Below are 24,039 nucleotides of genomic sequence, written 5' to 3' on the forward strand. Positions count from 1 at the left end.
GATCGACAGGCCGTGGCTGCCGACGCGGGGGATGTCTTGAATGACGGCATGACCTCTTCGAACATCCACGTGTCCGTTCCCGACCGCGTCGTCGGCCTTCCGGCGGCCCGGAGCAGGCACGGTGCTCGTGCCGACCTCATGGTGCGCATGCTGCAGGTGGGGGACCCGCTCGCTGACGCCGTGATCCTCGAGTTCGACGAGCTCGGCCGGCCCGCCCGCACCGCGCTCCGACGCGGTCTCGCCGAGGGGCGGGCGAGCGTGCCGGACGTCCCGCCGGCCGTCGACGCGTTGCTGGCTCACGTGGAGACCGTGCCCGGCTGGGTCTCACGGGAGCTGCTGGACGACGGGGACCTGATCTCGCTCGCCGTGCCGCCGCACTGGCGGTTCCTGGCCTTCTCCGGCGGCTCCCTGGCGCACACCTACCGTTCCCCGGCCATCGCCCGGCTCCTCGTGGGCACGGGCCGGCTGACCGCCGCGGCCCCGCGCCGGCTCGCCGAGACCGGGCTGTGGAACGCCTCGACGATCCTTCCCGGCGGGCTGCGGCACGGCGCTCCCGGCTATGTGCAGACCGTGCAGGTCCGGTTGCTGCACGCACGCGTCCGGGCCTCGGCCACGGCGCACGGGTGGGACGCCGGCCGCTGGGGCGTGCCGATCAACCAGGCCGACATCGCCCGCACCTGGCTGGACTTCACCGTCGTGCCGTTCGCGTTCCTGGAGGGCATCGGCTACCGGCTCACACCCGACGAGCAGTCCCGCCTGTACCGCTACTGGTGGTACGTCGGCCACCTGCTGGGCCTCGACGAGACGTTCTTCCTCGACGTCGAGGAGCATGCGCGGGCCGGTGAGCTGCTCGACCTGCTGGACTCGACCACGGCCCCGCCGGACGAGAACAGCCGTGCGCTGGTCGGGGCCCTGTTCGACGCCGCCACGGCGACGCTCGCCGCGGAGCCGGACTCGCCGATGGACGCGGCAGGCTGGCGTGACCTGCTGAACGCACTGGCCGGCCGCTATCACGGCAAGGACGCCGCGGCGCTGGGGATCCCGGACTCGCCGCTCACGGCGGTGCTGCCGCTGCTCGCGGCGGCCGAGGCGGCGTCGCGTCACTACCAGGCGCAGGTCCCCGGCGGCGTGCAGCAGGCCGTGGAGAACGGCATGCGCACCGTGCGTGGGCTGGTCACCGCGCTCACGGAGAGCAGCACCGCCTACCAGGACCACGTCGCGACCCCGTGACCGGCCCCGGGCCCCCGTCCATGGCGGGGTCCTGGGGTGGGTCAGGCGCGGAGGGCGGCCACGGCCTGGTCGAACAGGTCCACCGGATCGCTGGTACCGCCCGACTGGCGCCACGTCTCCACCGCGACGTCGAGGCAGGCGAGCGCCGCGGCGATGACGGCGCGGGCCCGCGGGTCGGCCGTCGCGCCGGGCACGATGCCCAGGCGCCGTTCGATGTCCGGCGCGAGCAGCTCCTGCCAGCGCAGGTGCTTCTCGAGGTGGCGCGCGCGCAGCGACGGCGCCTCGGCGTACATGTCGGCGATCTGCAGCGGGGTCACGGCGTCGCTGGCCTGCTCCTGCAGGCCGATGAAGGTCTCGCGGAGCGCCTCCCACGCCGTCTCCGTCGCGGGGCGCGCCTCGAGCGTGTCGCGCACACGGAGCCCGAGTGCCTCGAGGTCGCCCATCACGACGTCCTCCTTGCTCCCGAAGTAGTGGAAGAACGACCGCCGCGAGATCCCGGCGGCGGCCGCGATCTGGTCGACGGTCGTCGCCTCGTAACCCTGCTCCACGAACAGGCGCAGAGCTGTGTCGGTGATCTCGGCATGGACGGCCCGCCGTGTCCGTTCGCGCAGCGTCAGGCCATCAGGCTGTGGATCCATGGGCTCACCCTACCCTCGGTACATGTCTTGCATCCGGTGCAACAAACTGCCTACAGTGCAGTATGACTCCCGTCGACTTCACGTCCCAGACCACCATCGTCACCGGCGCCAGCTCCGGCATCGGCGTCGCGTTCGCCCGCGCTCTCGCACGGCGCGGCTCCGACGTGATCCTGGTCGCCCGCCGCCTCGACCGCCTCGAGGCGCTCGCGGGTGAGCTCGAACGCGACCACGGCGTGCGCGCCACCCCGATCGCGCTCGACCTCAGCACGCGAGGAGCCGGACGAGCCCTCGCCGACGAGGTCGCAGCGCGTGGCCTCACCGTGACGAGCCTCGTCAACAACGCCGGCTTCGGTACCGACGGGCCGTTCCACGAGGAGGACCCCGACCGCCTGCAGGACGAGATCGCCGTCGACGTGGCCAACCTCGTGGACATCTCCCGCGCGTTCATCGAGCCGCTCCGTCAGTCAGGTCGCGGCATCCTGGTCAACGTCGCGAGCATGGCCGCCTACATGCCCAGTCCCGACATGGCCGTCTACGGGGCGTGCAAGGCCTTCGTCCTGAGCTTCACCGAGGCGCTCTGGTACGAGTCGCGCTCGAGCGGGCTGCGCGTGCTCTCCCTCGCCCCCGGCCTGACCCGCACCGAGTTCTTCGACGACCTCGCCGGCGGCGCCTACAACGGCAGCTACCAGACGCCCGAACGGGTCGTCGAGACGGGCCTGCGCTCGCTGGACCGCGGCAACCGCCGGCCCAGCGTCGTCTCGGGCCGGGTGAACGGCATGACGGTGGAGGCGGGCCGGTTCTTCACCCGCCGCCGCGCCGTGATCCTCTCCGGGCAGTTCGGCGGCCGCTCGCGCGACACGCGGGTTGCCGCGCCCGCCCGCTGAGGTCGTGACCGCCCCGGCTCCACATCTCGGCGTCGAGCGGCGTCTTAAGGGAGCAAGCACGTTCCGCTCACCTGGAGGTCCACGTGACCAGCATTCTCCGTTCGAAGACCCTTCGGTTCACCGGCATCGGCGTCGCGGTGACGACCCTCTGCGTCACCGGTGCCGGGATGGCGGCCGCGGCCAACCCGGCCTCGGCCTTCGGCCAGGCGGTCGGCACCGCCGTGCACGCCGCCGGCGTCGACTGGTCCGACCTGCCCGACGGCTACACGCAGGCGCAGTACGAGGCGTTCTGGGGCGCCGAGTACAGCGGCGAGGACCTCGCGGCGCTGCAGGAGCTCTGGTCGCTCGACGAGACCGAGGCCAAGTCCCGCGCCGGCCAGGCCATCCTCGACGGCGAGCAGCTCCCGTTCGCACCCGGCACGCACACCACCCCCGAGCTCCCCGCGGACGAGCAGGCGGCGACCGCCGCGTTCCTCGACGCCGGCTACACGTCCGAGGACGTCGAGGAGCTGAGCGCCCTGTGGGACACCGAGTACGTGGAGACCAAGGTCCGCGCCGGCCAGATGGTGCTTGACGGCGAGGACCTGCCCCTGGACGCTGCCACGACGTCCGGTAGCTGATCCGTGCGCCCGGCACCGCCGACGACTCGCCAGGAGGCGGCCATCGACACCCTCACGCTGCGTATCGGCTTCGAGATGGAGCTGCTCGCGCCCGCCGGCTCCGACCGGCAGGTGCTGGCACGTGCTCTCGCCGCCCGGACCGGCGGTGAGGTGCGCCGGTCCTTCCACACCGACAGCGAGCCGTCGGCGGTGCCGGGCGTCGGCGTCTTCCGCCACCTCTCCCCGGCGTTCGACGTGGTCGACGGCGACGGCGCTCCCGTGGCGAGGCTCGTGGACGACATCACCCTGGTGGCCGACCTGGCCGGAACCACCACCAGGCCCGGGCACCGCGGGTGGTACCGGGTGCTGTGCGACGAGCCGCGCCTGCTGCGGCTGATCGAGCGGTCGACCGATCCCGACGCCGCCCTGCCCGAGGTGCTGGCACCGGTGGCCGAGCTCTTCGGCACCCGGGTGGAGATGAGGGGCGGGGCGGCACGGGTGAACGACACCGCGGGAGCCACGGTCGCCGTCGCCATGCCGCTGCCGGCCGGGCGCGAGCGGCCCTGCGAGATCGTCACCCCGCCGGTCGGCGCGAACCACGGCGCGGTGCTCGACGGGCTGCTGGGCACCGCGCGCGACCTCGGCTTCACCGTGCCCGCCGAGGCCGCCGTCCACCTGCACCTGGACGGCGCACCGTTCCGGCGGCCCGCGGCGTTCGCCAACCTGGTCCGGCTCTTCGGGCACTGGCGCGAGCCGCTGTGGGAGGCGCTGGGCACCAACCCGGCCTGTCGCCGCCTGGCTCCGCTGCCCGCGGAGCTGCTCCGGCTCGTGGAGCGTCCGGTCCCGCCCGGGGCCGGCCGGACCTGGGCGGAGCTGGCCGCGGGCGCCCGCGAGATCGGGCTGACGAAGTACGCCGACGTGAACCTCACCCAGCTCGTCGCACCGCACCCGGTCCGGGACACGGTCGAGGTACGGATCCTGCCCGGGGCGCTGGAGAGCGAGGACGTCCTCCGGAGAGCCGCGCTCGTCGAGGGCCTGGTACGGCGGTGCCTCGACGACGCGCCCGTCCCGCGACCGGGCGCCGCGGCGGCGTCCGACCCGGTCGCCGCACTGCGGGCGCTCGCGGCGGACGGGGCCGGCCGATGACGAGCCGGACGCGACCGGCCCCGGTTCCCGTGCGCGGCCCGGACGGGGAGAACCAGGCCGGGACGCTGGGCGAGCTGGTGCGGACGCACCTGCCCGGCCTGATCCGGTACGCGACCGTGCTGGTGGGCGACCAGCACACCGCCGCGGACCTGGTGCAGGAGGTGCTGCTGCGAGCGCACCAGCGGTGGCACCGCATCGCCCTGACCGAGCGGCCCGACCTGTACCTGCGGCGCATGGTCACCAACGAGCACCTGTCCTGGCGCAGGCGCTGGCACGTGCGGATGATCCGCCCGACCGCGGACGACGCCCTGGCCGGCCACGCCGGCGCCGGCGGTGACCCCGCGGAGAACCTCGCCCGGCAGGACGCCGTCTGGCACCGCCTCGCGCAGCTCCCCGCCCGTCAGCGCACGGTGCTCGTACTGCGCTACTACGAGGGGCTGGCCGACGCCGAGATCGCTACCGTGCTCGATACGTCGCCGGCCACCGTCCGTTCCCACGCCTCGCGTGCCCTGGCCACGCTCCGCAGCACCGATCCGACCCTCATGGAGGCACCATGACCCAGGACCCCACCGCCGGCACGCCGGCGCAAGGACCCCGGCAGGGCGAGGACGGGCCCGACGACCTCGCCCTGCACATCGCAGCGGCCCTGAGGTCACGTGAGCCCGGCGACGACGACGTCGCGGCGACCGCCCGGCGGATCGCCGACCGCCTCGCGGCGGTCGACGGCCGGGACGGCGTCGTGCCGCCGCACCGGCGCGTGGGCGCCATAGCGGTCACGGGCGTGGTCGCGTCGGCCCTGGGCGTGGTGGGCGCGGGGGCGGCCGCCGCGGCAGACCCCTACACCCCGTTCGCGGTCGCCGTGGACGGTATCGCCCAGGCCGTCGGCGTCGAGTGGTCGTCCATGCCCCGCGGCTACACGCGCGAGCAGCACGACGCGTTCTGGGGCGCCGAGTACACGGCGGCAGACCTCGAGGACCTCCGTGAGCTGTGGCATGTCGATGCGCTGGAGGCCAAGGCCCGCGCGGGCCAGATGATCCTCGACGGGGAGAAGCTCCCGGTGGCGCCCGGCGGGACCGCGGCCGACGGCTCGCCCGTGCCGTACCTGGACGAGGCGGAGGAGGAGGCCTACCGCGAGGCCGGGTACACGTTCGAGGACGCGGAGCGGCTCGCGGAGCTGTGGCGCGTCGACGCCTACGAGGCGAAGGCGCGCGCCGCCGAGATGCTGCTCGACGGCGAGACGCCCCCGCTGCCCTGACTCAGGACGGCTCGGTCAGCGCCTGTGTGCCGATCACGGCGAGCAGGTCGAGCAGCTCGGCGCTGTCCGTGCCGGGCGTGGGGGTGAACCACAGCAGCCGTTGCCGGCCGTCCTCGCTGAACAGGTTGAGGCAGTTGACATCGATCAGACCGAGCTCGGGATGGTTGATGCGCTTGCGGCCCCGGCGTCGGAACGCCACGTCGTGCCTGTCCCAGAGCCGCGCGAACTCTGCCGAACCCTCCTGCAGCTCGGCGATCATCGACCGTGCCTCGGTGTCCCTGCTGCCCCGGCGGGCGGCTCCCGCGCGGAGGTCGGCGACGAAGGCCCGGGACTGGGCGTCATGGTCGGCCTCGGGGTAGACGGCGCGGGACGCCGGGTCCATGAACCAGCGGTAGGCGAAGCTGGCCTGCCTGCCGGTGAAGCGGGAGTGATCGCCCACCAGGGCGACGGCGAGCGGGTTCTGCACCAGCGTCACGTGCAGGTCGGTGATGATCTTCGCGGGCGTCGGGCCCAGGCGGGTGAGCAGGTCCAGCATCCCGGGCTCGACGTGCGAGGCGGGGCTGCCCGCGGGCGGCACGGGCCGCTCGGCCAGGTGGTAGAGGTGGTTCCACTCGTCGTCGGTCAGCCGCAGCGCCCGGCCCAGTGCGGCGAGCATCTGCTCGGAGGGCTGGGAGCCGGCGCCGCGTTCCAGCTCGTTGTAGTAGTCCACGGAGGCGCCCGCCAGCTGGGCCACCTCGTCCCGCCGCAGGCCGGGCACGCGGCGTCGGGGACCAGGCACCAGCCCGACGTCCTCGGGCCGGATCCGATCGCGGCGCGAGCGCAGGAACGCGCCCAGCTCGGCGTACCCGGTGGTTCTCATGCCCCGAGTATCACGTGCGCGGGGTGGCGGTCACAGGGGATCACGTCCCCTGGTTCACGCCTGCGAGGTCTTGCACCGTGGGTTCCTCGCGAACAGACCACGCAGAGACCACGAACAGACGGAGGATCCACCGTGACCAGACAGCTCCTTGCCCCACGACCCCGCGCGACCGTTGCCGTGCTCGCCGTCGGCGCGATGCTGGCGGCGTGCACCGCCGCGCCGGCCTCGTCCCGGACGTCCGCCGACCGGACGGGCGCCTGGCAGGTGCGTGCGCCCATGGCCCTGGAACGCCAGGAGCTCTACCCCGAGGTCGTCGACGACCTGATCTACGTGGCCGGGGGACTCCTCAACCCCAACACCGGGGTGTCCGCCCACTTCGACGCCTACGACCCGGTCGCCGACGCCTGGCAGCGGCTGGCGACGCTGCCGCAGGCCAGGCACCACATCGGCCTGGCCGAGGCGGACGGCTCCCTCTACGCCGTCGGCGGGTTCAGCGGCGGGTTCCCCCGGTGGCGGGCAGAGGCCGACACCTTCGTCTACTCGCCGGACGACGACACCTGGTCCACCGGCGTCGACCTGCCGGAACCGCGTGCCGAGTTCGTGATCGAGAGCGTGCGGGACCAGGTGTTCGTCATCGGCGGGCGGGTCCGGGAGACACCCGACGCCACGACGTTCACGACCCACGTCGACAGCGACAGGAACGAGATGTTCGACCCGGCGACCGGAACGTGGACCCGACTCGCTCCTGCCCCGACCCTGCGGAACAGCGCCGCGTCGGCGGTCGTCGACGACCGGATCTACGTGATCGGCGGCCGGGAGTTCTCGCTGGCCGAGGACGGCTCCGCCGTCCAGGAGAACGTCGCGACGGTCGAGGTGTACGACCCGGCCACCGACGAGTGGGAGACGGTCGCCCCGCTGCCCGAGGCTCGCGGTGGTCTGGCCGCGGCCGTGCACGACGGTTCGGTCTACGTGTTCGGCGGCGAGCAGCACCACCCGGAGCCGCTGGTCTACGACGACGTCTGGCGGTACGACCCGGAGGCCGACGAGTGGACCGAGGTGGGAAACCTGCCCACGCCGCGGCACGGGCTCGGTGCCGCCACGGTCGGTGACGTCGTCTACACCTTCGGCGGGGGCACCGAGGTGGGCGGGAACTTCGCCGTCGCGCGCACCGAGGCGTTCACGCCGGAGTGACGCGTCATCGCCGGGGCTCCGCAGTGTCCAGGGAGGTGATGCCCGCACCACCAGCAGACCGAGGAGCCCGCCGTGATCGTCCGGATGATCGAGTGTGACAGCTGTGCCCGCTGGGACCGGGTCGTCGAGGGCCGTCCCTCCCCGGGAACGCTGCGTGACCGGGGATGGCGGCTGTGGCAGTCCGGCCGGGCCGGGTGGCGGCACCTGTGTCCCGAGTGCGTCCGGGTGCTCGAGGGCTCTCGCCGGTCCGGCGACGGCGCGGCGCCGCGCCAGGCGCAGGGCCCCCGTTCCCTGTCGGCCGGCAAGGTCGACACCGAGCTCGCGCGGATGGTCGCGGAGGGCGAGGGCTGGGTCTTCGACGCCCAGGACCACCTGCGGACCGCGGACGGGCGGCCCGTGGCGAGGAGCATCGAGCTGGCCGCCGCCGCGATGCGGGCGCAGGGCTGGTTCGCCCCGGACGGCTCGGTGCGGTGGGATCAGGTCGAGGCCGTGGGCAGCGTCGAGACGTGCGTGCGGCGCGCCGCGTACGCGCTCGAGGCGCTCTGACAGTCCCGTGACGGCCGCTGCCACGCACCTCCGTGTGCCCGACGTCACCGTTGACCCGCGCAACGGCGCCCCGCACGATGGATCGCGAACATGTTCCCGCGACGGGGACGCCCCCGCGCGCGTGACGCCGGAGCGGCCCTCGCCCCGTCTCCCCGTGCGATGCGCCGGAAAGTCGATCTGATGTCCGCTACCTCTGCCCAGGCGCCTGCCGGCGACGAGTCCGATGTCGCGCTCGCCGAGCGGGTCCGGTCCGGCGACGAGCAGGCGTTCGCGGTGCTCTGGGAGCGGCACGCCGAGGCCGCGGCGCGTGCGGCACGCCAGATCACGCAGCGGTTCGACCCGGACGACCTGGTCCAGGAGGCGTTCGTCCGGATCTTGTCCGCGCTCCGTGGCGGGAACGGACCACGCGAGGCCTTCCGCCCGTACCTCTACGCCGTGCTGCGCAACATCTCGATGAACTGGGCGCGGGACCGCGCGGACGAGCCGCCGCTCGACGACCTGGTGGCGTCCATGGACCCGGACGCCATGTTCGAGGACCCGCTGCTCGCGCGGACCATCACCGGTCGTGCCTTCAGCAGCCTCCGTCCGGAGTGGCGGTCCATCCTCTGGTACACCGAGGTCGAGGGCGTCCCGGCCCGCGAGGCGGCGGCCTACCTCGGTGTCACCCCGAACGCGGCGGCCGCGCTCGCCTACCGCGCACGCGAGGGCCTGCGGGTGGCGTGGCTGCAGGCGCACGTGCAGGCGGCGGCGGTCGACGGCGACTGCCGCTGGGTGGCGGAGCGCGTGGGCGCCTACCAGCGGGGCGGGCTGGGCCGGCGCGAGTCCGGCCGGCTGGAGGAGCACGTCGCGACCTGCCCCGCCTGCTCGGTCCTCGTGGCCGAGGTCTCCGAGCTCTCGCACAGCCTGCGTGCGGTGCTGGTCCCGGTGCTGGTCCCGGTGGTCCTGGGATCGGGTGTGCTGTGGCCGGCTGCCGGGGCCGGGGGCGGCGCCGTCGTCGGGGGAGCCGGGGCCGTGTCGCACGGTGGCGGGTCGGGTGGCGCCGGGCTCGCCGGGGGCGGGGGAGCCGCTGGGACCTCGGCGGCGTCCGCGGCGACCGCCACGCTCGCGGCGGTCGCCGTGGCGGCCGTGGCCGTGCTGGGCGCCAGCGCGTTGATCAACCGTCCGCGGTCGGACGTCGTCGCGGAGGCCGCGGCGAGCACGGCCCCGGAGGAGGGGCCGAGGCGGCCCGGGGAGCGGCCGGCCGGGCGCGGCGGGTCGCCCGCCGCACCCGGCCAGGACGACGACGCCGGCCGGGGCCCGGCCCGCCCGGCCACGCCGGAGCGCGCCGAGGCACCGCCGGCGGCCGTCGCCGACCCCGGTCGGTCGAGCACCGCCGAACCCGCCGGGAGGCCGGGCAGTGCCGAGCCGGCCGGTTCCGACGTCGCCCCGACACCGGAGCCGACCGCCGTACCCGAGCCGACGGCGCCGGTCTCGCCGTCGCCCGAGCCGACGGTCCTGCCGACACCTGAACCAGAGCCCGAACCGGAGCCCGAACCGGAGCCCGAACCGACGCCCGTCCTGGCCGCGCCGTCGGTCACGCGGGTCCAGGACCGCGGCCTGTACCTCCCGACGGTCCACGGGACCGGGGTCCCGGGGGCCGAGGTCGTCCTCGTCGACGGGTCCGGGCTCCCCGTGGGCAGCACGCTGGCGGACGAGGACGGGCGGTGGGCGGCGACCGTGCAGGACGATGCACCGGTCGCCGAGGGGACCGTCCTGCGGGCACGGCAGGAGTCGGGCGGCCAGGTCTCGCCCCTGAGCGACGCCATCGGTCCGCTGCGCCTGAGCACGCCCACGATCCTCGACCTCGCGGACGGGAGCGCCGCACCCGTGGTCGCCCTGTCCGGGAAGGACGGCACCGAGGTCGAGATAATGGTCGACGGCGTGCGGGCCGCCGTCGTCCGGGCGGCCGGCTACGGGCCCGAGCTGCTGGTCCTGTACGGGCTGGCACCGGGTGAGCACACGCTGGGGGTGCGCTACCTGGACCCGGCCCAGAAGCTGGTCGGGGCGCGGGTCGAGCGGACGTTCACCGTGGTGCCGGGTGTCTCCGGTGACCCGGACCTCGCGGCCGGTCCGTGAGCAGCGGTTCCGGTAGGCGGTAGCCCGGCGTCATCGTTCGCGGTCGGCCGTGTCCAGGTTCGCGGAACCACCCGCGAGCTCGAAGGACAGGCAGATGACGAGTAGGGCGCGGCACCGCCGCCATCTGGTGGCGGTCCCGGAGCCGCTCCAGGACGACACCGCGATCCGCCGTGCGCGGGCCATGGCCGCCGCGCTCGACGCGGAGGTGCACCCGGCCCTCGGCCCGAGCACCACGCTCGGCGGGGACGGGCTCGCCGTCTCGCTGCTCGATGCCGGGCGTGCTCGCCTCGTCGTCGTGATCGAGCGCCTCCCGGGCGAACCGGCGCGCTGGGCCTACACCGTCGCGGGGTTCGCGGCGGACGGCGCCGCGACGGGCCACGACGTCACGGAGAGCCACGAGGACGCGCTGCGCACCGCGCGTGACGTGCTGGCTGCTCCCGGGTAGCGCCCGGATCTCCGCGTTCCCGCGTCATCGGCAGGGCGCGGGCGTGTCCTGGGTGGTGTGAGGGCCGAGGTACGAGAGGAGAGCTCATGCGCGTCATGCTCGTGACGGCGACCGGGGGAGGCCTGTCCCAGCTCGTGTCGTTGCGGGCCTGGTGGGGTCGGCACGACCGCCACTGGGTCACCGTGGAGGAGCCGTACGCCCGCGCCGCGCTGGCGGGCGAGGAGGTCACGTGGGCCTACGGTCCTGACCGCCGGGGCCGCGGGCACACCGTCCGCAACACGGTGCTCGCGCTCCGGCTGCTGCGGGTGGAACGGCCCGACGTGGTCGTGGCGACCGGCGGACGGCTCGCGGCGTCGTACCTCCTCGCGGCCCGCCTCCTCGGCATCCGGTCGGCCTACCTCGAGGCCGTCGACCGGATCGACGCCCCCACACCCGCCGGCCGCCTCTGCTACCCGCTGGCCGACGTCGTCTGCACGCAGCGCGCGGCGCAGGAGGCGCTCTACCCCGCGGCCGTCACGATCGGGACCGCGCTGTGACCGGCCACGGGGCCGGCGACGCCCCGCTCCGGGTCGTCGTGTCGGTCGGCACCGGCCCCTACCCCTTCGACCGGCTGGTGCGCGCCGTCGACGCCTGGGCGCAGGACTGGGGCGAGCTCCATCACCGTCCGGTGGACCTGTGGGTCCAGCACGGTCACAGCGAGCCTCCGCAGCGCGGGCAGGCCGTGCGCACCGTCGTGCGCGGGGAGCTCGTCGACCGGTTCCTGACGGCGGACGTGCTGGTCACGCACGGCGGTGCCGCCACGGTCCTGGACGCGAACGCGGTCGGGCGCCGCCCGATCGTGGTCCCGCGCCGCCGTTACCTCCGTGAGCACGAGGACGACCACCAGCTCACCTCCGGGCTCGCGCTCGCCGACCAGGGCCACGTCTGGCTGGCGCCGACGGTCCCGGAGGTCGCGATACAGCTCTCGCGGATGGCCGCCGACCCGGCCACGGGCGTCGTGCCGCCCCGGCAGCACGGCACCCGTGCGGCGGCGCTGCGCCTCGAGCACGAGCTCGACCGGATCACCGGCACGAGCCGGCCGGCGGGCACCACGTTGCGGCGGTTCGCCGCGCTCACCCGCCGCCGGGACGAGCACCGGGGCCCTCGGCCGTCGGCGCCCCGGCACGCACGATGAGTGCCAGGCCGGGTGAGACGAGCGCGACCGAGCGCTAACGTTCCGTCAATGCCGTCTCGCGGCCCCGGACCCGCTGCTTTACTGTGCCGGTGACTACTGCCCCACCGCGTCCGGCGACCCGGCTGCGCACCTGGTTCTTCGCGGACAGCTCCTCGCGCGCGGAGCACCTGGGGCCGCACGCGGACGTGCGGGAGCCCGCCAGGACCCATGCCTGGTGGAAGGTCCTGTGCCTGACCGGCGTCGACTACTTCTCGACGCTGGGCTACCAGCCGGGTATCGCGGCGCTGGCCGCCGGGGTGCTGTCGCCGATCGCGACGCTGGTCCTGGTCGCGCTCACCCTCCTGGGCGCGCTCCCGGTCTATCGGCGCGTCGCTGCCGAGAGCCCCCACGGCCAGGGGTCGATCGCCATGCTCGAACGCCTGCTCACCTTCTGGAACGGCAAGCTCTTCGTCCTGGTGCTGCTGGGGTTCGCCGCCACCGACTTCGTCATCACGATCACTCTGTCGGCGGCCGACGCCGCGGCGCACGTCGTCGAGAACCCGCACGTCGAGAGCTTCATGGCGGGCGGGGAGCTGTGGATCACGCTCGGCCTGGTGGCCGCGCTCGGCGCCGTGTTCCTGCGCGGCTTCACCGAGGCGATCGGTGTCGCGGTCGTGATCGTCGCGACCTACCTGGCCCTGAACGTCGTGGTCGTCGCGGTGTCGTTCGCGCACGTCTTCAGCGAGGCGCACGTGGTCACCGACTGGGCCACCGCGCTGACGGCCCAGCACGGCAACCCCGTCATGATCATCGCGCTCGCGCTGCTCGTGTTTCCCAAGCTGGCCCTGGGCATGTCCGGGTTCGAGACGGGCGTGGCCGTGATGACGCACGTCAAGGGTGGCCCTCGGGACACCGCGGAGCACCCCGCAGGCCGGATCCGCAACACGAAGAAGCTCCTCACCGCCGCCGCGATCACGATGAGCTGCTTCCTGCTCGCCAGCAGCCTGGTCACCACCTGGCTCATCCCCGCCGAGGAGTTCGCCGACGGCGGCGCGGCGTCCGGGCGTGCCCTGGCGTACCTCGCCCACCAGTACCTGGGGGACGGTTTCGGCACGGTCTACGACCTGTCGACCATCGCGATCCTGTGGTTCGCGGGGGCCTCGGCGATGGCCGGCCTGCTCAACATCATCCCGCGCTACCTGCCGCGCTACGGCATGGCGCCCGAGTGGGCCGCCGCGGTGCGCCCGCTGGTCGTGGTCATCATCGCGATCGCGTTCCTCATCACCTGGATCTTCGACGCCGACGTCAACGCGCAGGGCGGGGCCTATGCCACCGGCGTGCTGGTGCTGTTCAGCTCGGCGTGCGTCGCGGTCACCCTCGCGGCCCGCAGGGCCGGACAGCGCCGCCGCGCGTGGGGCTTCGCCGTCATCACCGTCGTCTTCCTGTACACGACGGTCGCCAACGTGGTCGAGCGGCCCGACGGCGTGAAGATCGGTGCCTGCTTCATCCTGGGCATCGTCGCCGTGTCCCTGGCCTCGCGCGTGACGCGGGCCTTCGAGCTGCGCACGACAGACCTGGTGCTGGACCATCGCGCCGAGTCGTTCCTGCGGGACCGGTCCCGCCGGGAGGTCCGCATCATCGCCAACGAGCCCGAGGGCCGCGACAGCGCCGAGTACCTGGCGAAGATCGAGCAGATCGTCGAGGACAACGACCTCACAGGCCAGGACGACGTCATCTTCGTCGAGGTCACCGTGACCGACCCGTCCGACTTCGAGTCGGTGGTCGAGGGTCGTGGCGAGGTCCGCGAGGGCCGGTTCCACGTCATCTCGCTGCGCTCCGCGTCCGTCCCGAACGCCATCGCCGCGCTGCTCCTGACCGTGCAGGAGCGCACCGGTACCCGTCCGCACGTGTACTTCGAGTGGACCGAGGGCAACCCGGTCTCGAACCTCGTGCGGTTCCTGCTGTTCGGCTCCGGCGAGGTCGCCCCCGTGACGCGCGAGATCCTGCGGCGGGCTCAGCCCGACCGGGAGCTTCGGCCGCACGTGCACGTGGGCTGACCGGTCACCGGCCGGCAGCACGGAGGGTGGTCCCCGTCCCGGTGGTGCGAGCCGCCGCGGCGGGGCAGCGGTCCTTCCCTGCCGCGACGGAGGCGCACCCGGGCACGTTTCTTGACACGACGATGGTGCGGGCCGCGGGGACACCACCCGCCGGCTCGGCCGCCGACGCGCGGGCCCGGCTCCGGGACATGACGGAACGGCTGCTGGCCTGAGCGACGCCGGTCCGGCCGTGCCGGAGGCGCAGCGGCGTCTGCGCGCTCTCGACGTGCGAGTGGGCGAAGCGGGTGGCGACAGTGGAGACACCGTTCGCACGGGGCGGGGCGGGCGGTTCCAGTGGTACGGGTCCCCGAGACCGGGGGTTCGTGCCGTGCCGAGTCGACCGAGGGAGCAGGGCTATGTTCTTCCATCGCCAGGAGCTGCAGCACGAGGTCAAGCCGGAACGGCCCGACGCCGTGTATGCGCGCAAGCTGCAGGAGGTGCTCGGTGGTCAGTACGGGGAGATCACCGTGGCGATGCAGTACGGGTTCCAGTCCTGGAACGCGCACATGCCCGGCAAGTACCGCGATCTGCTGTACGGGATCGGCGCCGAGGAGATGGGGCATGTGGAGATGCTCGCGACGATGATCGCCCAGCTGCTGGAGAAGGCGCCGCTGGGCGTGACCGAGGGCGCGATGCAGGAGGACCCGACGGTCGCGGCGATCATCGGTGGTACCGATCCGCAGCACGCGATCGTGGCCGGTGCGGGAGCGCGGCCGGTCGACTCCAACGGCAACCCGTGGTCGGCCGGGTACGTGACCGCCAGCGGCAACCTGCTGGCCGACTTCACGGCGAACGCGAACGCCGAGATGCAGGGCCGGCTGCAGGTGGCCCGGCTCTACCACATGACCGACGACCCGGGCGTGCGGGACCTGCTGTCGTTCCTGCTGGCCCGGGACACGATGCACCAGAACCAGTGGATCGCTGCGGCGGCGGAGCTGCGCGCGGAGGGCGTGGAAGACCTGCCGGTGCCGAGCACGTTCCCGATCGGCAAGGAGGACCGCGACGTGTCCTACCAGTACATCAACTTCTCGGACGGGCAGTCCGCGGGCGAGGGCTCCTGGGCCAGCGGTCCGACGCCGGACGGCAAGGGCGAGTTCGAGTACGTGCCGGAGCCGCCCGCGGGCGTGCCGGCCCCGCCGCCCACGAAGCCCGACGTACGGCTGCACGGGACCACGGGCATGCCGGAGCCGGTGGAGAAGGCGATGGGTGCCGCCCAGGACGCGCTCCACAAGGAGTGACCCGGCCGGACGACGCCTCGGCCGGGTAGCAGCAAGACGTCTGGCAGACCCCCAGGTCACACGTGTGACCTGGGGGTCTGCCAGCGTTCCGCCAACGCGGATCCTGGTTCAGAAGATCTGTCCGCCGGCGCCTGGCCCACGACATAGACGGTTGCCCGACCAGCCGGCTCTTACCGGCGACAACCTCGGCACAGCCAACCACTGCACACTGGAGGAAGGGATGCGGTACACCCCAGGAGGAGTCCAACCTGGAGGTCGTCAAGGCTGCTCTGGCCAAAGGGGCGCAGGACTTCACGAAGTTCTGCTCGGGCTCGGCTCGATCGCGCTGCTGGTAGGCAGCCTCGGCGTGGCTAACACCATGATCATCTCGGTGCTGGAACGACGACGCGAGATCGGCCTGCGCCGCGCGCTGGGCGCCACCAGAGGTTTGGGTAGCGCGTTCGGCGCGGCCGGGACGGTGGTCATGGGCGGCGTCACCGGCTGGCCGTTCGCGCTGCCGCCGGTCGCGATCGTCACCGGCGTGGGCGCCACCCTAGTGATCGGGGCGGTGGCGTGTACCCGGCGGTCCACGCCGCCAGGACCCCGCCCACCGCGGCCCTGAACTCCTGATCGCGCGGTGCGGTGGGTGGGGTCGGTCGGATCTGGCCCACCGCACCGCCGGCCGGGCAGATCTCGTCAGGCCGCGTCGGTGCCGAGCTGGCGCAGGACGGCCCGGTTGTCGGTGCGGACGTGTTCCTCGACGATCCGTCCTTCGTCGTCGAACCGGAAGATGTTGATCAGGTCCCAGACGACCCGGGCGCCGTTGGGGGCCAGCAGGCCGACCGGTGACTGGGTGAACGGGCGGACGAAGGTTCCCTCGATCCACGTCTGGCAGGCCAGCCGGTCGCCCTCCACGACAATGACACCGCGGCGTATTGTTCGGTCGTCGAAGGCAGTACGCAGGGAGGCGAAGTAGGCGTCGAGGCCTGCGAAGTCAGTTTCGAAGCCGTCGGGCCCGTGGAACCGGAAACGATCGGTGTCGAAGTAGCCGGCGACCTCCTCGGGGTTCTCGCCGGAGATCTCGAGCTCGCCTGCGCGGATCAGACGGGCCACGAGCTCGTCGCGGGTGGGACGGGACATGGTTGCTCCTTTCGCGGTACAGACCGATCGGTCTGCATGCCCCTCCATGGTGCTCGCGACCGAGATATGACACCAGCGACTCCTTGGCACAGCAGACATGCCTTTCCCGCATGGCTCAAGGTGGGCCCATGGCAGATCTCACGATGACCGCACTTCGCGTTGTGCACGCCGTCGCAGGGACCGGTCGTTCACCGCGGCCGCCGACCTGCTCGGGTACACGCAGTCGGCGGTGTCTCGGCAGGTTGCCGCGGCGGAGTTAGCGGTCCGCGTGCCGCCGTTCGTGCGCGAGGCGCCGGGAAGGCTGCCTCGCTAGAGGTTGAGGCGTGGCAACGGGCATTCGGAGGTGACTGGACCGGTGCCAGCAAGGAGCTCCAGGAAGCGGTTCCTCATGTCGGCCCGGAGGCAACGCGTGGTTACCGTGGACTTCTCCTGTACCTGGCTGGTGTCTGGTTACACCCTGGCGCTCAGGACGAGGCCCAGCGCTCGCGTGCCCGGCAGCTCGTGCGAGAAGCGAGCCTTGCTGCCCATCGCGGTACCTCGCTCAAGGAGATGCGAGAGCTACCTGGAGCCGAGGAGATTCCGCTCGTTCCCCGCGGACATCGTGGGGGTGAACCAGGTAGCCGCTCGTCTGCGCGGTCGGCTCAAGCCGAAGCGGATCAATGCGGACCTCGCCGAGATGCAGGAGGCACTCAATCAGGGTGAGGCCCCCAGGTACGAATGTGGCCTAACGGCTCTGGGATCGTTCCTCGGGGCCGAAGCCTCGAAGCCGAAGGGCCAGGGGCGCTGCGACTCTGCATGGGTTCGCCGCTCCTGACGACGCTCGTGCCGATGCCGTGCTGGAGCGGGGACTGCTGCACGGCTAGGTGACGTTGATGATGTAGGGGTCCGCGCCGTTCCAACAGGCCATCAGCCCACACGGCGCCGCATCGCGCGTCTCAGAGGCCAAACACGAGGCTATGCAGCAGTCCCACCGGGCGTCTACGTCAACCAGCTCGCGCGGTGTGGGTTCGTCTCCGGCGCGGCCTGGCTCACCAAGCGCGCCGGCTTCGGCAGGGGTTCGGCCTGGAGCCATGCTCGCCTGTCGATGAAGTGCGCACTTGCCACTACCAGCCGCGGTGGGACCCGGGGCGGAGAACGTCGTCGCGCACGCGCGGTCCATGCCGGTAGTCCCGTGCGTGGTTAGTGCTGTTGCTGATGAGCTATCTCCTCGGTCATGAACGCACGGTAGATCTCATCGGTGATGATGAGGTCGCCGAAGTCGCGGCGCGCTGCTGACAGGATCTCGGGGGCTGGTGTGTCGTTGGCGTACCAGGCTTCTGGGTAGGGGTGCTGGACCAGGTGACGGTCGTTGCCCAGGTCTGTGATGGTCCAGTCGGACAGGTCGTGGACGCGTTGGAGGTGGTGTCCGGTCAGGACCTGGGTTCCGTAGGCGTCCAGGGCGTACTCGCGCGCCAGACGGATGTCGTTGACCGAGGCGATCCTGCCGGGCGGGGTTGGTGGTGTGGAGTTCAAAGCTGACCAGGTGCTCGCGAAGGGCCGCGTGAGTCGGATGACGCCGACTTCGAGGCGCGGCCCGAGCTGCTGCAGCACCTGAGTCGCCGTCTCCAGCCCGGAGTCCCAGCGCTCGGTCTTGGACGCGATCGCGAAGGACGCTTCAGCGCCTGCAGTCAGGGCTGCTGATGCCGTGGTGTGCGTGGCGTGGTCAACCCACATGGCGAAGGCTTGCTGGTTGCGTTGTGCCGCCCGGACCCACGCACGGCCCGGTTGCGCCTACCACCCGCCGCCAACGATGACGGTCCATCGACAACGCCAGTCCATGCCGAGCCACGCGAGGTGCCGAGCGTGACGGCCTGGCCGGAACTGTCGCCCGTCGTCCGGCGCGTGGCGAAGCCCCAGGTCAACATGCAATTCGTGCCACGCTTCGGCGTATCCGCGCTGGTCAGAGGGAGCTCCGCGCTTGGAGGCCGTGATCGCGGCACATCCATGGCACGCTCAGGGACGTCCAGCGACGTCTGGACACGGGAGGCTCGGTGATCCGTCCGAGGCTCTGACCAGCCAGAACGGGCTTGACCAGGTCGGACGGCCACCACCCCGGAAGTCACACGGAGAAGTACTTCGCCTCCGGGTGATGGAACACGAACGCATCCGTCGACTGCTCCGGATGCAGCTGCAGCTCATCGGAGAGAGTCACCCCCACCCGCTCCGGCCGCAGCAGCTCCACCACCTTGTGCCGGTCCTCCATGTCGGGGCACGCGGGATACCCGAGCGAGAACCGCGCCCCCCGGTACTCCAGCTTGAACATCCCCTCGACCCCGGCGGGTTCCTCGGCGGCGAACCCGAGCTCGGCGCGCACCCGCGCGTGCCAGAACTCCGCCAGCGCCTCGGTGAGCTGCACCGACAGCCCGTGCAGCTCCATGTACTCCCGGTACTTGTTCGCCTCGAACAGCTTCGCGGTGTGCGCCGACACCGTGTCTCCCACCGTCACGAGCTGCACCGGCAGCACGTCGAACCGCCCGGTCTCCTCGACCCACGATCGCGGCCGGACGAAGTCGGCCAGGCACAGGTGCCGGTCGCGGCGCTGCCGCGGGAAGGTGAACCGCAGGCGTTCCGTCCCCACGGCACTTCCGGACCCGCCGTCGGGAGCCCCGATCCCTGCCAGGTCCCCGTGGTGGGCCACCACGACGGAGTCGCCCTCCGACCACACCGGGAAGTACCCGTACACCACCGTCGGGTCCATGATCTGGTCCGTGAGGATGCGGTCGAGCCACTCCGCCAGCCGTGGCCGGCCCTCGGTCTCGACCAGCTCCTCGTAGGAGGCCCCGTCCTCCGATCGCCCCGGCTTGAGCCCCCACTGGCCCATGAACGTGGCCCGCTCGTCCAGGAACGCCGCGTACTCCGAGAGCTGTACGCCCTTGACGATGCGCGTCCCCCAGAGCGGCGGGTCGGGCACCGGGTTGTCGGCGGCGACGTCGGACCGTGCGGGCAGCGCCTCCACCGGGGTCTCGGTCACCTTCACCACGCCGTGCCGCCGCTTGCGCAGCGCCGGCAGCCCGACGTCGTCCGGGGACGCACCCCGCGCGACCCGCACCAGCGGCTCCATGAGCCGCAGCCCCTCGAACGCGTCCTTCGCGTACCGCACCACGCCGGGGAACTGCGAGGCGAGGTCGTCCTCCACGTACGTCCTGGTCAGGGCCGCTCCGCCCAGCAGCACCGGCCAGCGCTTCTCGAACCCGCGCGAGGCCAGCTCCTCCAGGTTCTCCTTCATCACCACGGTCGACTTCACGAGCAGCCCGGACATGCCGATCACGTCGGCGTCGTGCTCGATCGCGGCGTCGATCATGGCGCTCACCGGCTGCTTGATGCCGATGTTCACCACCGTGTAGCCGTTGTTCGTCAGGATGATGTCCACGAGGTTCTTGCCGATGTCGTGCACGTCGCCGCGCACCGTGGCCAGGACGATAGTGCCCTTGGACCCCGAGTCGCCCTCAAGACGCTCCATGTGCGGCTCCAGCAGCGCGACGGCGGCCTTCATCACCTCCGCCGACTGCAGCACGAACGGGAGCTGCATCTCGCCCCGCCCGAACAGGTCGCCCACCACCTTCATGCCCTCCAGCAGGTGGTCGTTGACGATGTCCAGGGCCTTCATCCCGGCGCCGAGCGCCTCCTCGATGTCCGGCTCCAGGCCCTTGCGCGCGCCGTCGACGATGCGCCGCGCCAGCCGCTCGCCCACCGGCAGCGCCAGGAGCTCGGCGGCGCGCGCGTCGCGGATCGCACCGGCGTCCACGCCCTCGAACAGGTCCAGCAGCGTGGCCAGCGGGTCGTACGTCAGGTTGCCCTCGGCGTCCCACTCGCGCCGGTCCCACACCAGGTCCAGCGCGACGCGCCGCTGCTCGTCGGGGATCGAGGCCAGCGGCAGGATCTTGGCCGCGTGCACGATCGCCGAGTCCAGCCCGGCCTCCACGGCCTCGTGCAGGAACACCGAGTTCAGCACCGCACGGGCCGCCGGGTTGAGCCCGAACGACACGTTCGAGACGCCGAGCGTGGTGTGCACGCCGGGGTACTTCCGCGTGATCCGCCGGATCGCCTCGATGGTCTCGATGGCGTCGCGCCGCGTCTCCTCCTGACCCGTGGCGATGGGGAAGGTCAGGGCGTCGACGATGATGTCGTCCACCCGCATGCCCCAGTCGCCCACCAGGGTGTCGATCAGCCGGGAGGCGATGGCCACCTTGCCGTCGGCGGTGCGGGCCTGCCCCTCCTCGTCGATCGTCAGGGCGACGACGGCGGCGCCGTGCTCCACGACCGCCGGCATGATCCGCGCGAACCGGGAGCTCGGCCCGTCGCCGTCCTCGAAGTTCACCGAGTTGACCACGCCACGACCGCCCAGCAGCTCCAGGCCCGCCCGGATCACGGCGGGCTCCGTGGAGTCGATCACCAGCGGCAGGGTGCTCGCGGAGGCGAGGCGGGAGACGACGTCCCGGACGTCCGCCACGCCGTCGCGCCCCACGTAGTCCACGCACACGTCCAGCAGGTGCGCGCCGTCGCGGGTCTGGGCGCGGGCGATGTCCACGACGTCGTCCCACCGGCCCTCCAGCATCGCCTCCCGGAACGCTTTGGAGCCGTTGGCGTTGGTGCGCTCGCCGATCGCGAGGAAGCTCGTCTCCTGCCGCAGGTCCGTGGCGGAGTACAGCGAGGCGACGGCGTTCTCCCGCACCGGCTCCCGCTCGGTCACGGGGGCGCCGCCCACCGCCTCGACCACGAGCCGCATGTGCTCCGGCGTCGTGCCGCAGCAGCCGCCCACCAGGCCCAGGCCGAACTCGCGCGCGAACTGCGTGTGCGCCGCGGCCAGCTCCTCCGGCGTCAGGGGGTAGGAGGCGCCGTCCGGCCCGAGCACCGGCAGGCCCGCGTTCGGCATGCATGCCACGGGCACCTCCGCGTGCTGCGACAGGTGCCGCAGGTGCTCGCTCATCTGGTCGGGGCCGGTGGCGCAGTTCATGCCGATCGCGTCGATGCCCAGCGCCTGCAGCGCCACCAGCGCCGCGCCGATCTCCGAGCCCATCAGCATGGTCCCGGTGGTCTCCACCGTCACCGACACGATGACCGCCACCCGCTGCCCGGTCTCCGCCATCGCCTGCCGGCAGCCCGTCACCGCGGCCTTGGCCTGCAGCAGGTCCTGGCTGGTCTCGATCAGCAACGCGTCGGCGCCGCCCTCGATCAGGCCGGCCGCCTGCTCGGCGAAGGTGTCCCGCAGGTGCGCGTACGTGGTGTGCCCGAGCGACGGCAGCTTGGTGCCCGGGCCCATGGAGCCGAGCACCCAGCGCGGCCTGTCCGGCGTGGTGTACGCGTCGGCACGCTCCCGGGCCACGGCCGCGCCCGCCCGGGCCAGCTCGCGGATGCGGTCGTCGATGCCGTAGTCCGACAGGTTCGACCAGTTGGCCCCGAACGTGTTGGACTCGATCGCGTCCACACCCACGGCCAGGAACCCGTCGTGCACGCCCGCGATGATGTCCGGCCGCGAGACCGTGAGGATCTCGTTGCAGCCCTCCAGGCCCTGGTAGTCCGCCAGGGTCGGGTTGGCCGCCTGGATCATGGTGCCCATGGCGCCGTCGGCCACGACCACGCGCGTGCGCATCGCGTCCAGCAGGGCGGCGGAACGCTCGGCGAGCGCGGGCAGGGCGGCGGGGAGTGCGGTCACCCGGGCAGCGTAAGCCTTGCCCCGCCGCCGACGCCGCGTGCGCCCGGCAGTCGGTACCGGGCAGGTACTGTCCCGGCATGACCACGCACGACTACCTCGCCACCCTGTTCTCGCTTCAGGGCCGCACCGCAGTGGTGACCGGCGGCAGCTCCGGCATCGGCCGGGCCATCGCCGAGGCCCTCGCCCAGGCGGGCGCCCGCACCGTGCTCCTGGCCCGCGGCGCCGACCGCCTGGCCGAGGTCGCCGCCGGCCTGCGCGCACGCGGCTGCGCCGTCGAGACGGTGGTGGCCGACCTCGGTACACGAGAGGGCATCCACGCCGCCGCCGACGCGATCGTCGCGGCCGCCGGCGAACCCGACATCGTCGTCAACAGCGCCGGCATCAACCTGCGCCCCCAGATGGACCGGATCGACGAGGCGATCTGGGACCTCACCCTGACCGTCAACCTGGAGGCCCCGTTCCTGCTGGGCCAGCGCTTCGCACCCGGGATGGCCGAGCGTGGCTACGGCCGGCTCATCCACATCTCCTCCCAGCAGGCCCACCGCTCGTTCGTCGACAGCGGCGTCTACGGCGTCTCCAAGGGTGGCCTGGAGTCCCTGGCCCGCTCCCAGTCCGAGGCCTGGTCCGCGCGCGGCGTCACCGCCAACACCCTCGTGCCCGGGTTCGTGCTGACGCCCCTGAACCAGCGGCTGCAGGACGACGCCGAGAAGATCACCGCGCTCGCCGCCCGCACCACGGTGGGCCGCAACGGGCTGCCCGAGGACTTCGCGGGCGCCGCCGTCTTCCTCGCGAGCGAGTCCTCCCGCTACGTCACGGGGCACTCGCTGTTCGTGGACGGCGGGTTCTCGGTCCACTGACCTGACCCGCGCTCGGCCGAGGGCTCAGCCCCGCACCGGCACCGGCAGCCTGACCTGGCGGCCGGGCTCGTCCTGCCCGTCGAGCTGCCGCGCCAGCAGGTCCATCGCGGTGCGGCCCAGCTCCTCGCCGTCCACGTCGATCGCGGGGGTGTGCTCCAGGCCGAGGGCCTCGATGACCGTGGGCTCGGTGCTCACCACCAGGTCACGCGGCACCTCGACGCCGCGCGTGCCCAGCGCGAGCAGCAGGCCCAGCCCGATCGACGTCGCGTAGGGGACGACCGCGGTCGCGCCCGTCTCGACGACCGCGGGCGTCACCTCGACCCCCGCCACGAACGTCGCCGGCCGGGGGCCGAGCACGGTCAGCTCCGCCCCGGCCTCGCGGGCGGCGTCCCGCACGGCGGCGGTGCGCTGCCGGTCCTGCCACGACCCCTCGGGCCCGCCCACGTAGACGATGCGCTCGTGGCCCTCGGCGGCGAGCCGCCTGGTCAGGGTGCCGAAGGCCGAGGCGGTGTCGGCGACGACCGACGTCATGCCGTCGATCTCACGGTCCACCAGCACCGCGGGCTTGGCGGCGCCGGCGCTCGCGACGAGTGTGTCCGTGCCCCGCGGGGCGACGACGAGGAACCCGTCGACCTGGCGTGCGAGCCGGTCGACGGCGGCCGCGGAGTCCAGCGCGTGCACGGCCACGGTGAGCTGGAGGCCGGCCTCCTCGGCGCGCGCCTGGGCGCCCGCGATGATCGGGGTGAAGAAGGTGTTGTCCAGCGTCGGCACCACGATCGCGATGATGCCGCTGCGCCCGCGGGCCAGCTCGCGGGCGGCCCGGTTGGGCACGTAGCCCAGGCGGGCGGCGGCCGCGACGACCTTGACGGCGGTCTCGGGGGCCACCAGGCCGCTCCCGTTGAGGGCGCGGGACGCGGTCGCCTTGGAGACGCCGGCCACCGCGGCGACGTCGGACAGATCAGGCACCGTACCTCCT

At 72.9% G+C, this 24,039-nt stretch carries 24 protein-coding genes; 18 read left to right on the top strand and 6 right to left on the bottom strand.

Translation table 11 applies throughout. The features are described 5' to 3' along the window. Positions 1-48: 48 nt before the first annotated feature. Positions 49-1,230: an oxygenase MpaB family protein gene (locus ACO229_RS04275; protein ID WP_423463901.1), complete on the top strand. Its 1,182-nt coding sequence runs from the start codon at positions 49-51 to the stop codon at positions 1,228-1,230. A gap of 41 nt (positions 1,231-1,271) precedes the next feature. Here ACO229_RS04275 and ACO229_RS04280 read toward each other — a convergent pair whose 3' ends face one another. Beyond that, complete coding sequence (locus ACO229_RS04280) at positions 1,272-1,868, bottom strand: TetR/AcrR family transcriptional regulator (protein ID WP_423463902.1); 597 nt, start codon at positions 1,866-1,868, stop codon at positions 1,272-1,274. A gap of 62 nt (positions 1,869-1,930) precedes the next feature. On the opposite strand from ACO229_RS04280, the gene ACO229_RS04285 reads away from it, so the two are divergent. The 5 genes from ACO229_RS04285 (at position 1,931) to ACO229_RS04305 (ending at position 5,752) form a co-directional block, all read left to right on the top strand. Beyond that, on the top strand, positions 1,931-2,752 hold the full coding sequence (locus ACO229_RS04285; protein ID WP_423463904.1) for an SDR family NAD(P)-dependent oxidoreductase: 822 nt from the start codon (positions 1,931-1,933) through the stop codon (positions 2,750-2,752). An 83-nt stretch (positions 2,753-2,835) separates the two neighbouring features. Continuing rightward, entirely contained in the window at positions 2,836-3,372 is a 537-nt protein-coding gene (locus ACO229_RS04290) for a hypothetical protein (RefSeq protein WP_397418794.1), read from the top strand. Positions 3,373-3,375: 3 nt separating this feature from the next. Beyond that, positions 3,376-4,497: an amidoligase family protein gene (locus ACO229_RS04295; protein ID WP_423463905.1), complete on the top strand. Its 1,122-nt coding sequence runs from the start codon at positions 3,376-3,378 to the stop codon at positions 4,495-4,497. Continuing rightward, complete coding sequence (locus ACO229_RS04300) at positions 4,494-5,054, top strand: RNA polymerase sigma factor (protein ID WP_397418798.1); 561 nt, start codon at positions 4,494-4,496, stop codon at positions 5,052-5,054. The genes ACO229_RS04295 and ACO229_RS04300 overlap by 4 nt, the downstream gene beginning before the upstream one ends. Then, positions 5,051-5,752, top strand: a complete 702-nt coding sequence (locus ACO229_RS04305) for a hypothetical protein (RefSeq protein ID WP_423463906.1) — start codon at positions 5,051-5,053, stop codon at positions 5,750-5,752. The genes ACO229_RS04300 and ACO229_RS04305 overlap by 4 nt, the downstream gene beginning before the upstream one ends. 1 nt (position 5,753) lies before the next feature. Here ACO229_RS04305 and ACO229_RS04310 read toward each other — a convergent pair whose 3' ends face one another. Then, complete coding sequence (locus tag ACO229_RS04310; RefSeq protein WP_397430564.1) at positions 5,754-6,611, bottom strand: helix-turn-helix transcriptional regulator; 858 nt, start codon at positions 6,609-6,611, stop codon at positions 5,754-5,756. Positions 6,612-6,743: 132 nt separating this feature from the next. On the opposite strand from ACO229_RS04310, the gene ACO229_RS04315 reads away from it, so the two are divergent. From ACO229_RS04315 to ACO229_RS04360, 10 genes are all read left to right on the top strand, one after another. Continuing rightward, positions 6,744-7,802, top strand: a complete 1,059-nt coding sequence (locus ACO229_RS04315) for a Kelch repeat-containing protein (RefSeq protein ID WP_423463907.1) — start codon at positions 6,744-6,746, stop codon at positions 7,800-7,802. 72 nt (positions 7,803-7,874) lie between these two features. After that, a complete protein-coding gene (locus ACO229_RS04320; protein ID WP_397418806.1) occupies positions 7,875-8,348 on the top strand; it encodes a hypothetical protein in 474 nt (157 codons plus the stop codon). Between the two features lie 180 nt (positions 8,349-8,528). Then, entirely contained in the window at positions 8,529-10,463 is a 1,935-nt protein-coding gene (locus ACO229_RS04325) for a sigma-70 family RNA polymerase sigma factor (protein ID WP_423463908.1), read from the top strand. A gap of 94 nt (positions 10,464-10,557) precedes the next feature. Continuing rightward, the gene (locus ACO229_RS04330; RefSeq protein ID WP_397430560.1) at positions 10,558-10,908 is read left to right on the top strand and encodes a hypothetical protein; all 351 of its coding nucleotides are present in this window, start codon (positions 10,558-10,560) and stop codon (positions 10,906-10,908) included. An 86-nt stretch (positions 10,909-10,994) separates the two neighbouring features. Beyond that, complete coding sequence (locus ACO229_RS04335; RefSeq protein ID WP_423463909.1) at positions 10,995-11,444, top strand: UDP-N-acetylglucosamine--LPS N-acetylglucosamine transferase; 450 nt, start codon at positions 10,995-10,997, stop codon at positions 11,442-11,444. Continuing rightward, on the top strand, positions 11,441-12,082 hold the full coding sequence (locus tag ACO229_RS04340; protein WP_423463910.1) for a glycosyltransferase: 642 nt from the start codon (positions 11,441-11,443) through the stop codon (positions 12,080-12,082). Before ACO229_RS04335 ends, ACO229_RS04340 begins: the two co-directional genes overlap by 4 nt. A gap of 83 nt (positions 12,083-12,165) precedes the next feature. Further along, entirely contained in the window at positions 12,166-14,118 is a 1,953-nt protein-coding gene (locus tag ACO229_RS04345; RefSeq protein ID WP_423463911.1) for an amino acid transporter, read from the top strand. A gap of 26 nt (positions 14,119-14,144) precedes the next feature. Beyond that, entirely contained in the window at positions 14,145-14,330 is a 186-nt protein-coding gene (locus ACO229_RS04350) for a hypothetical protein (protein WP_423463912.1), read from the top strand. Between the two features lie 183 nt (positions 14,331-14,513). Next, positions 14,514-15,395 (top strand): manganese catalase family protein, encoded by an 882-nt coding sequence (locus tag ACO229_RS04355; protein ID WP_423463913.1) that lies wholly within the window; start codon positions 14,514-14,516, stop codon positions 15,393-15,395. Between the two features lie 346 nt (positions 15,396-15,741). Then, positions 15,742-15,996, top strand: a complete 255-nt coding sequence (locus tag ACO229_RS04360) for an ABC transporter permease (RefSeq protein WP_423463914.1) — start codon at positions 15,742-15,744, stop codon at positions 15,994-15,996. Positions 15,997-16,070: 74 nt separating this feature from the next. On the opposite strand, the gene ACO229_RS04365 is transcribed toward ACO229_RS04360, so the two are convergent. Continuing rightward, positions 16,071-16,514, bottom strand: coding sequence for an ester cyclase (locus ACO229_RS04365; protein WP_423463915.1), 444 nt, complete (start codon positions 16,512-16,514; stop codon positions 16,071-16,073). 97 nt (positions 16,515-16,611) lie between these two features. Here ACO229_RS04365 and ACO229_RS04370 point away from each other — a divergent pair, with 97 nt between their 5' ends. Then, entirely contained in the window at positions 16,612-16,827 is a 216-nt protein-coding gene (locus ACO229_RS04370) for a helix-turn-helix domain-containing protein (RefSeq protein ID WP_423463916.1), read from the top strand. An 866-nt stretch (positions 16,828-17,693) separates the two neighbouring features. Here the strand turns inward: ACO229_RS04370 and ACO229_RS04375 are convergent. Both ACO229_RS04375 and metH read right to left on the bottom strand, forming a co-directional pair. After that, positions 17,694-18,227 carry a hypothetical protein gene (locus tag ACO229_RS04375; protein WP_423463917.1) on the bottom strand — a complete coding sequence of 178 codons (534 nt, stop codon included), beginning with the start codon at positions 18,225-18,227 and terminating at the stop codon, positions 17,694-17,696. Positions 18,228-18,612: 385 nt separating this feature from the next. Continuing rightward, positions 18,613-22,143, bottom strand: coding sequence for a methionine synthase (metH, locus tag ACO229_RS04380; protein ID WP_423465261.1), 3,531 nt, complete (start codon positions 22,141-22,143; stop codon positions 18,613-18,615). A 140-nt stretch (positions 22,144-22,283) separates the two neighbouring features. On the opposite strand from metH, the gene ACO229_RS04385 reads away from it, so the two are divergent. Continuing rightward, on the top strand, positions 22,284-23,063 hold the full coding sequence (locus ACO229_RS04385) for an SDR family NAD(P)-dependent oxidoreductase (RefSeq protein ID WP_423463918.1): 780 nt from the start codon (positions 22,284-22,286) through the stop codon (positions 23,061-23,063). 24 nt (positions 23,064-23,087) lie between these two features. Here ACO229_RS04385 and ACO229_RS04390 read toward each other — a convergent pair whose 3' ends face one another. After that, positions 23,088-24,029, bottom strand: coding sequence for a LacI family DNA-binding transcriptional regulator (locus tag ACO229_RS04390; protein WP_397418842.1), 942 nt, complete (start codon positions 24,027-24,029; stop codon positions 23,088-23,090). Between the last annotated feature and the right edge of the window lie 10 nt (positions 24,030-24,039).

It is taken from the genome of Promicromonospora sp. MS192 (assembly GCF_049532985.1).
In the GTDB taxonomy this organism is placed as follows: domain Bacteria; phylum Actinomycetota; class Actinomycetes; order Actinomycetales; family Cellulomonadaceae; genus Promicromonospora.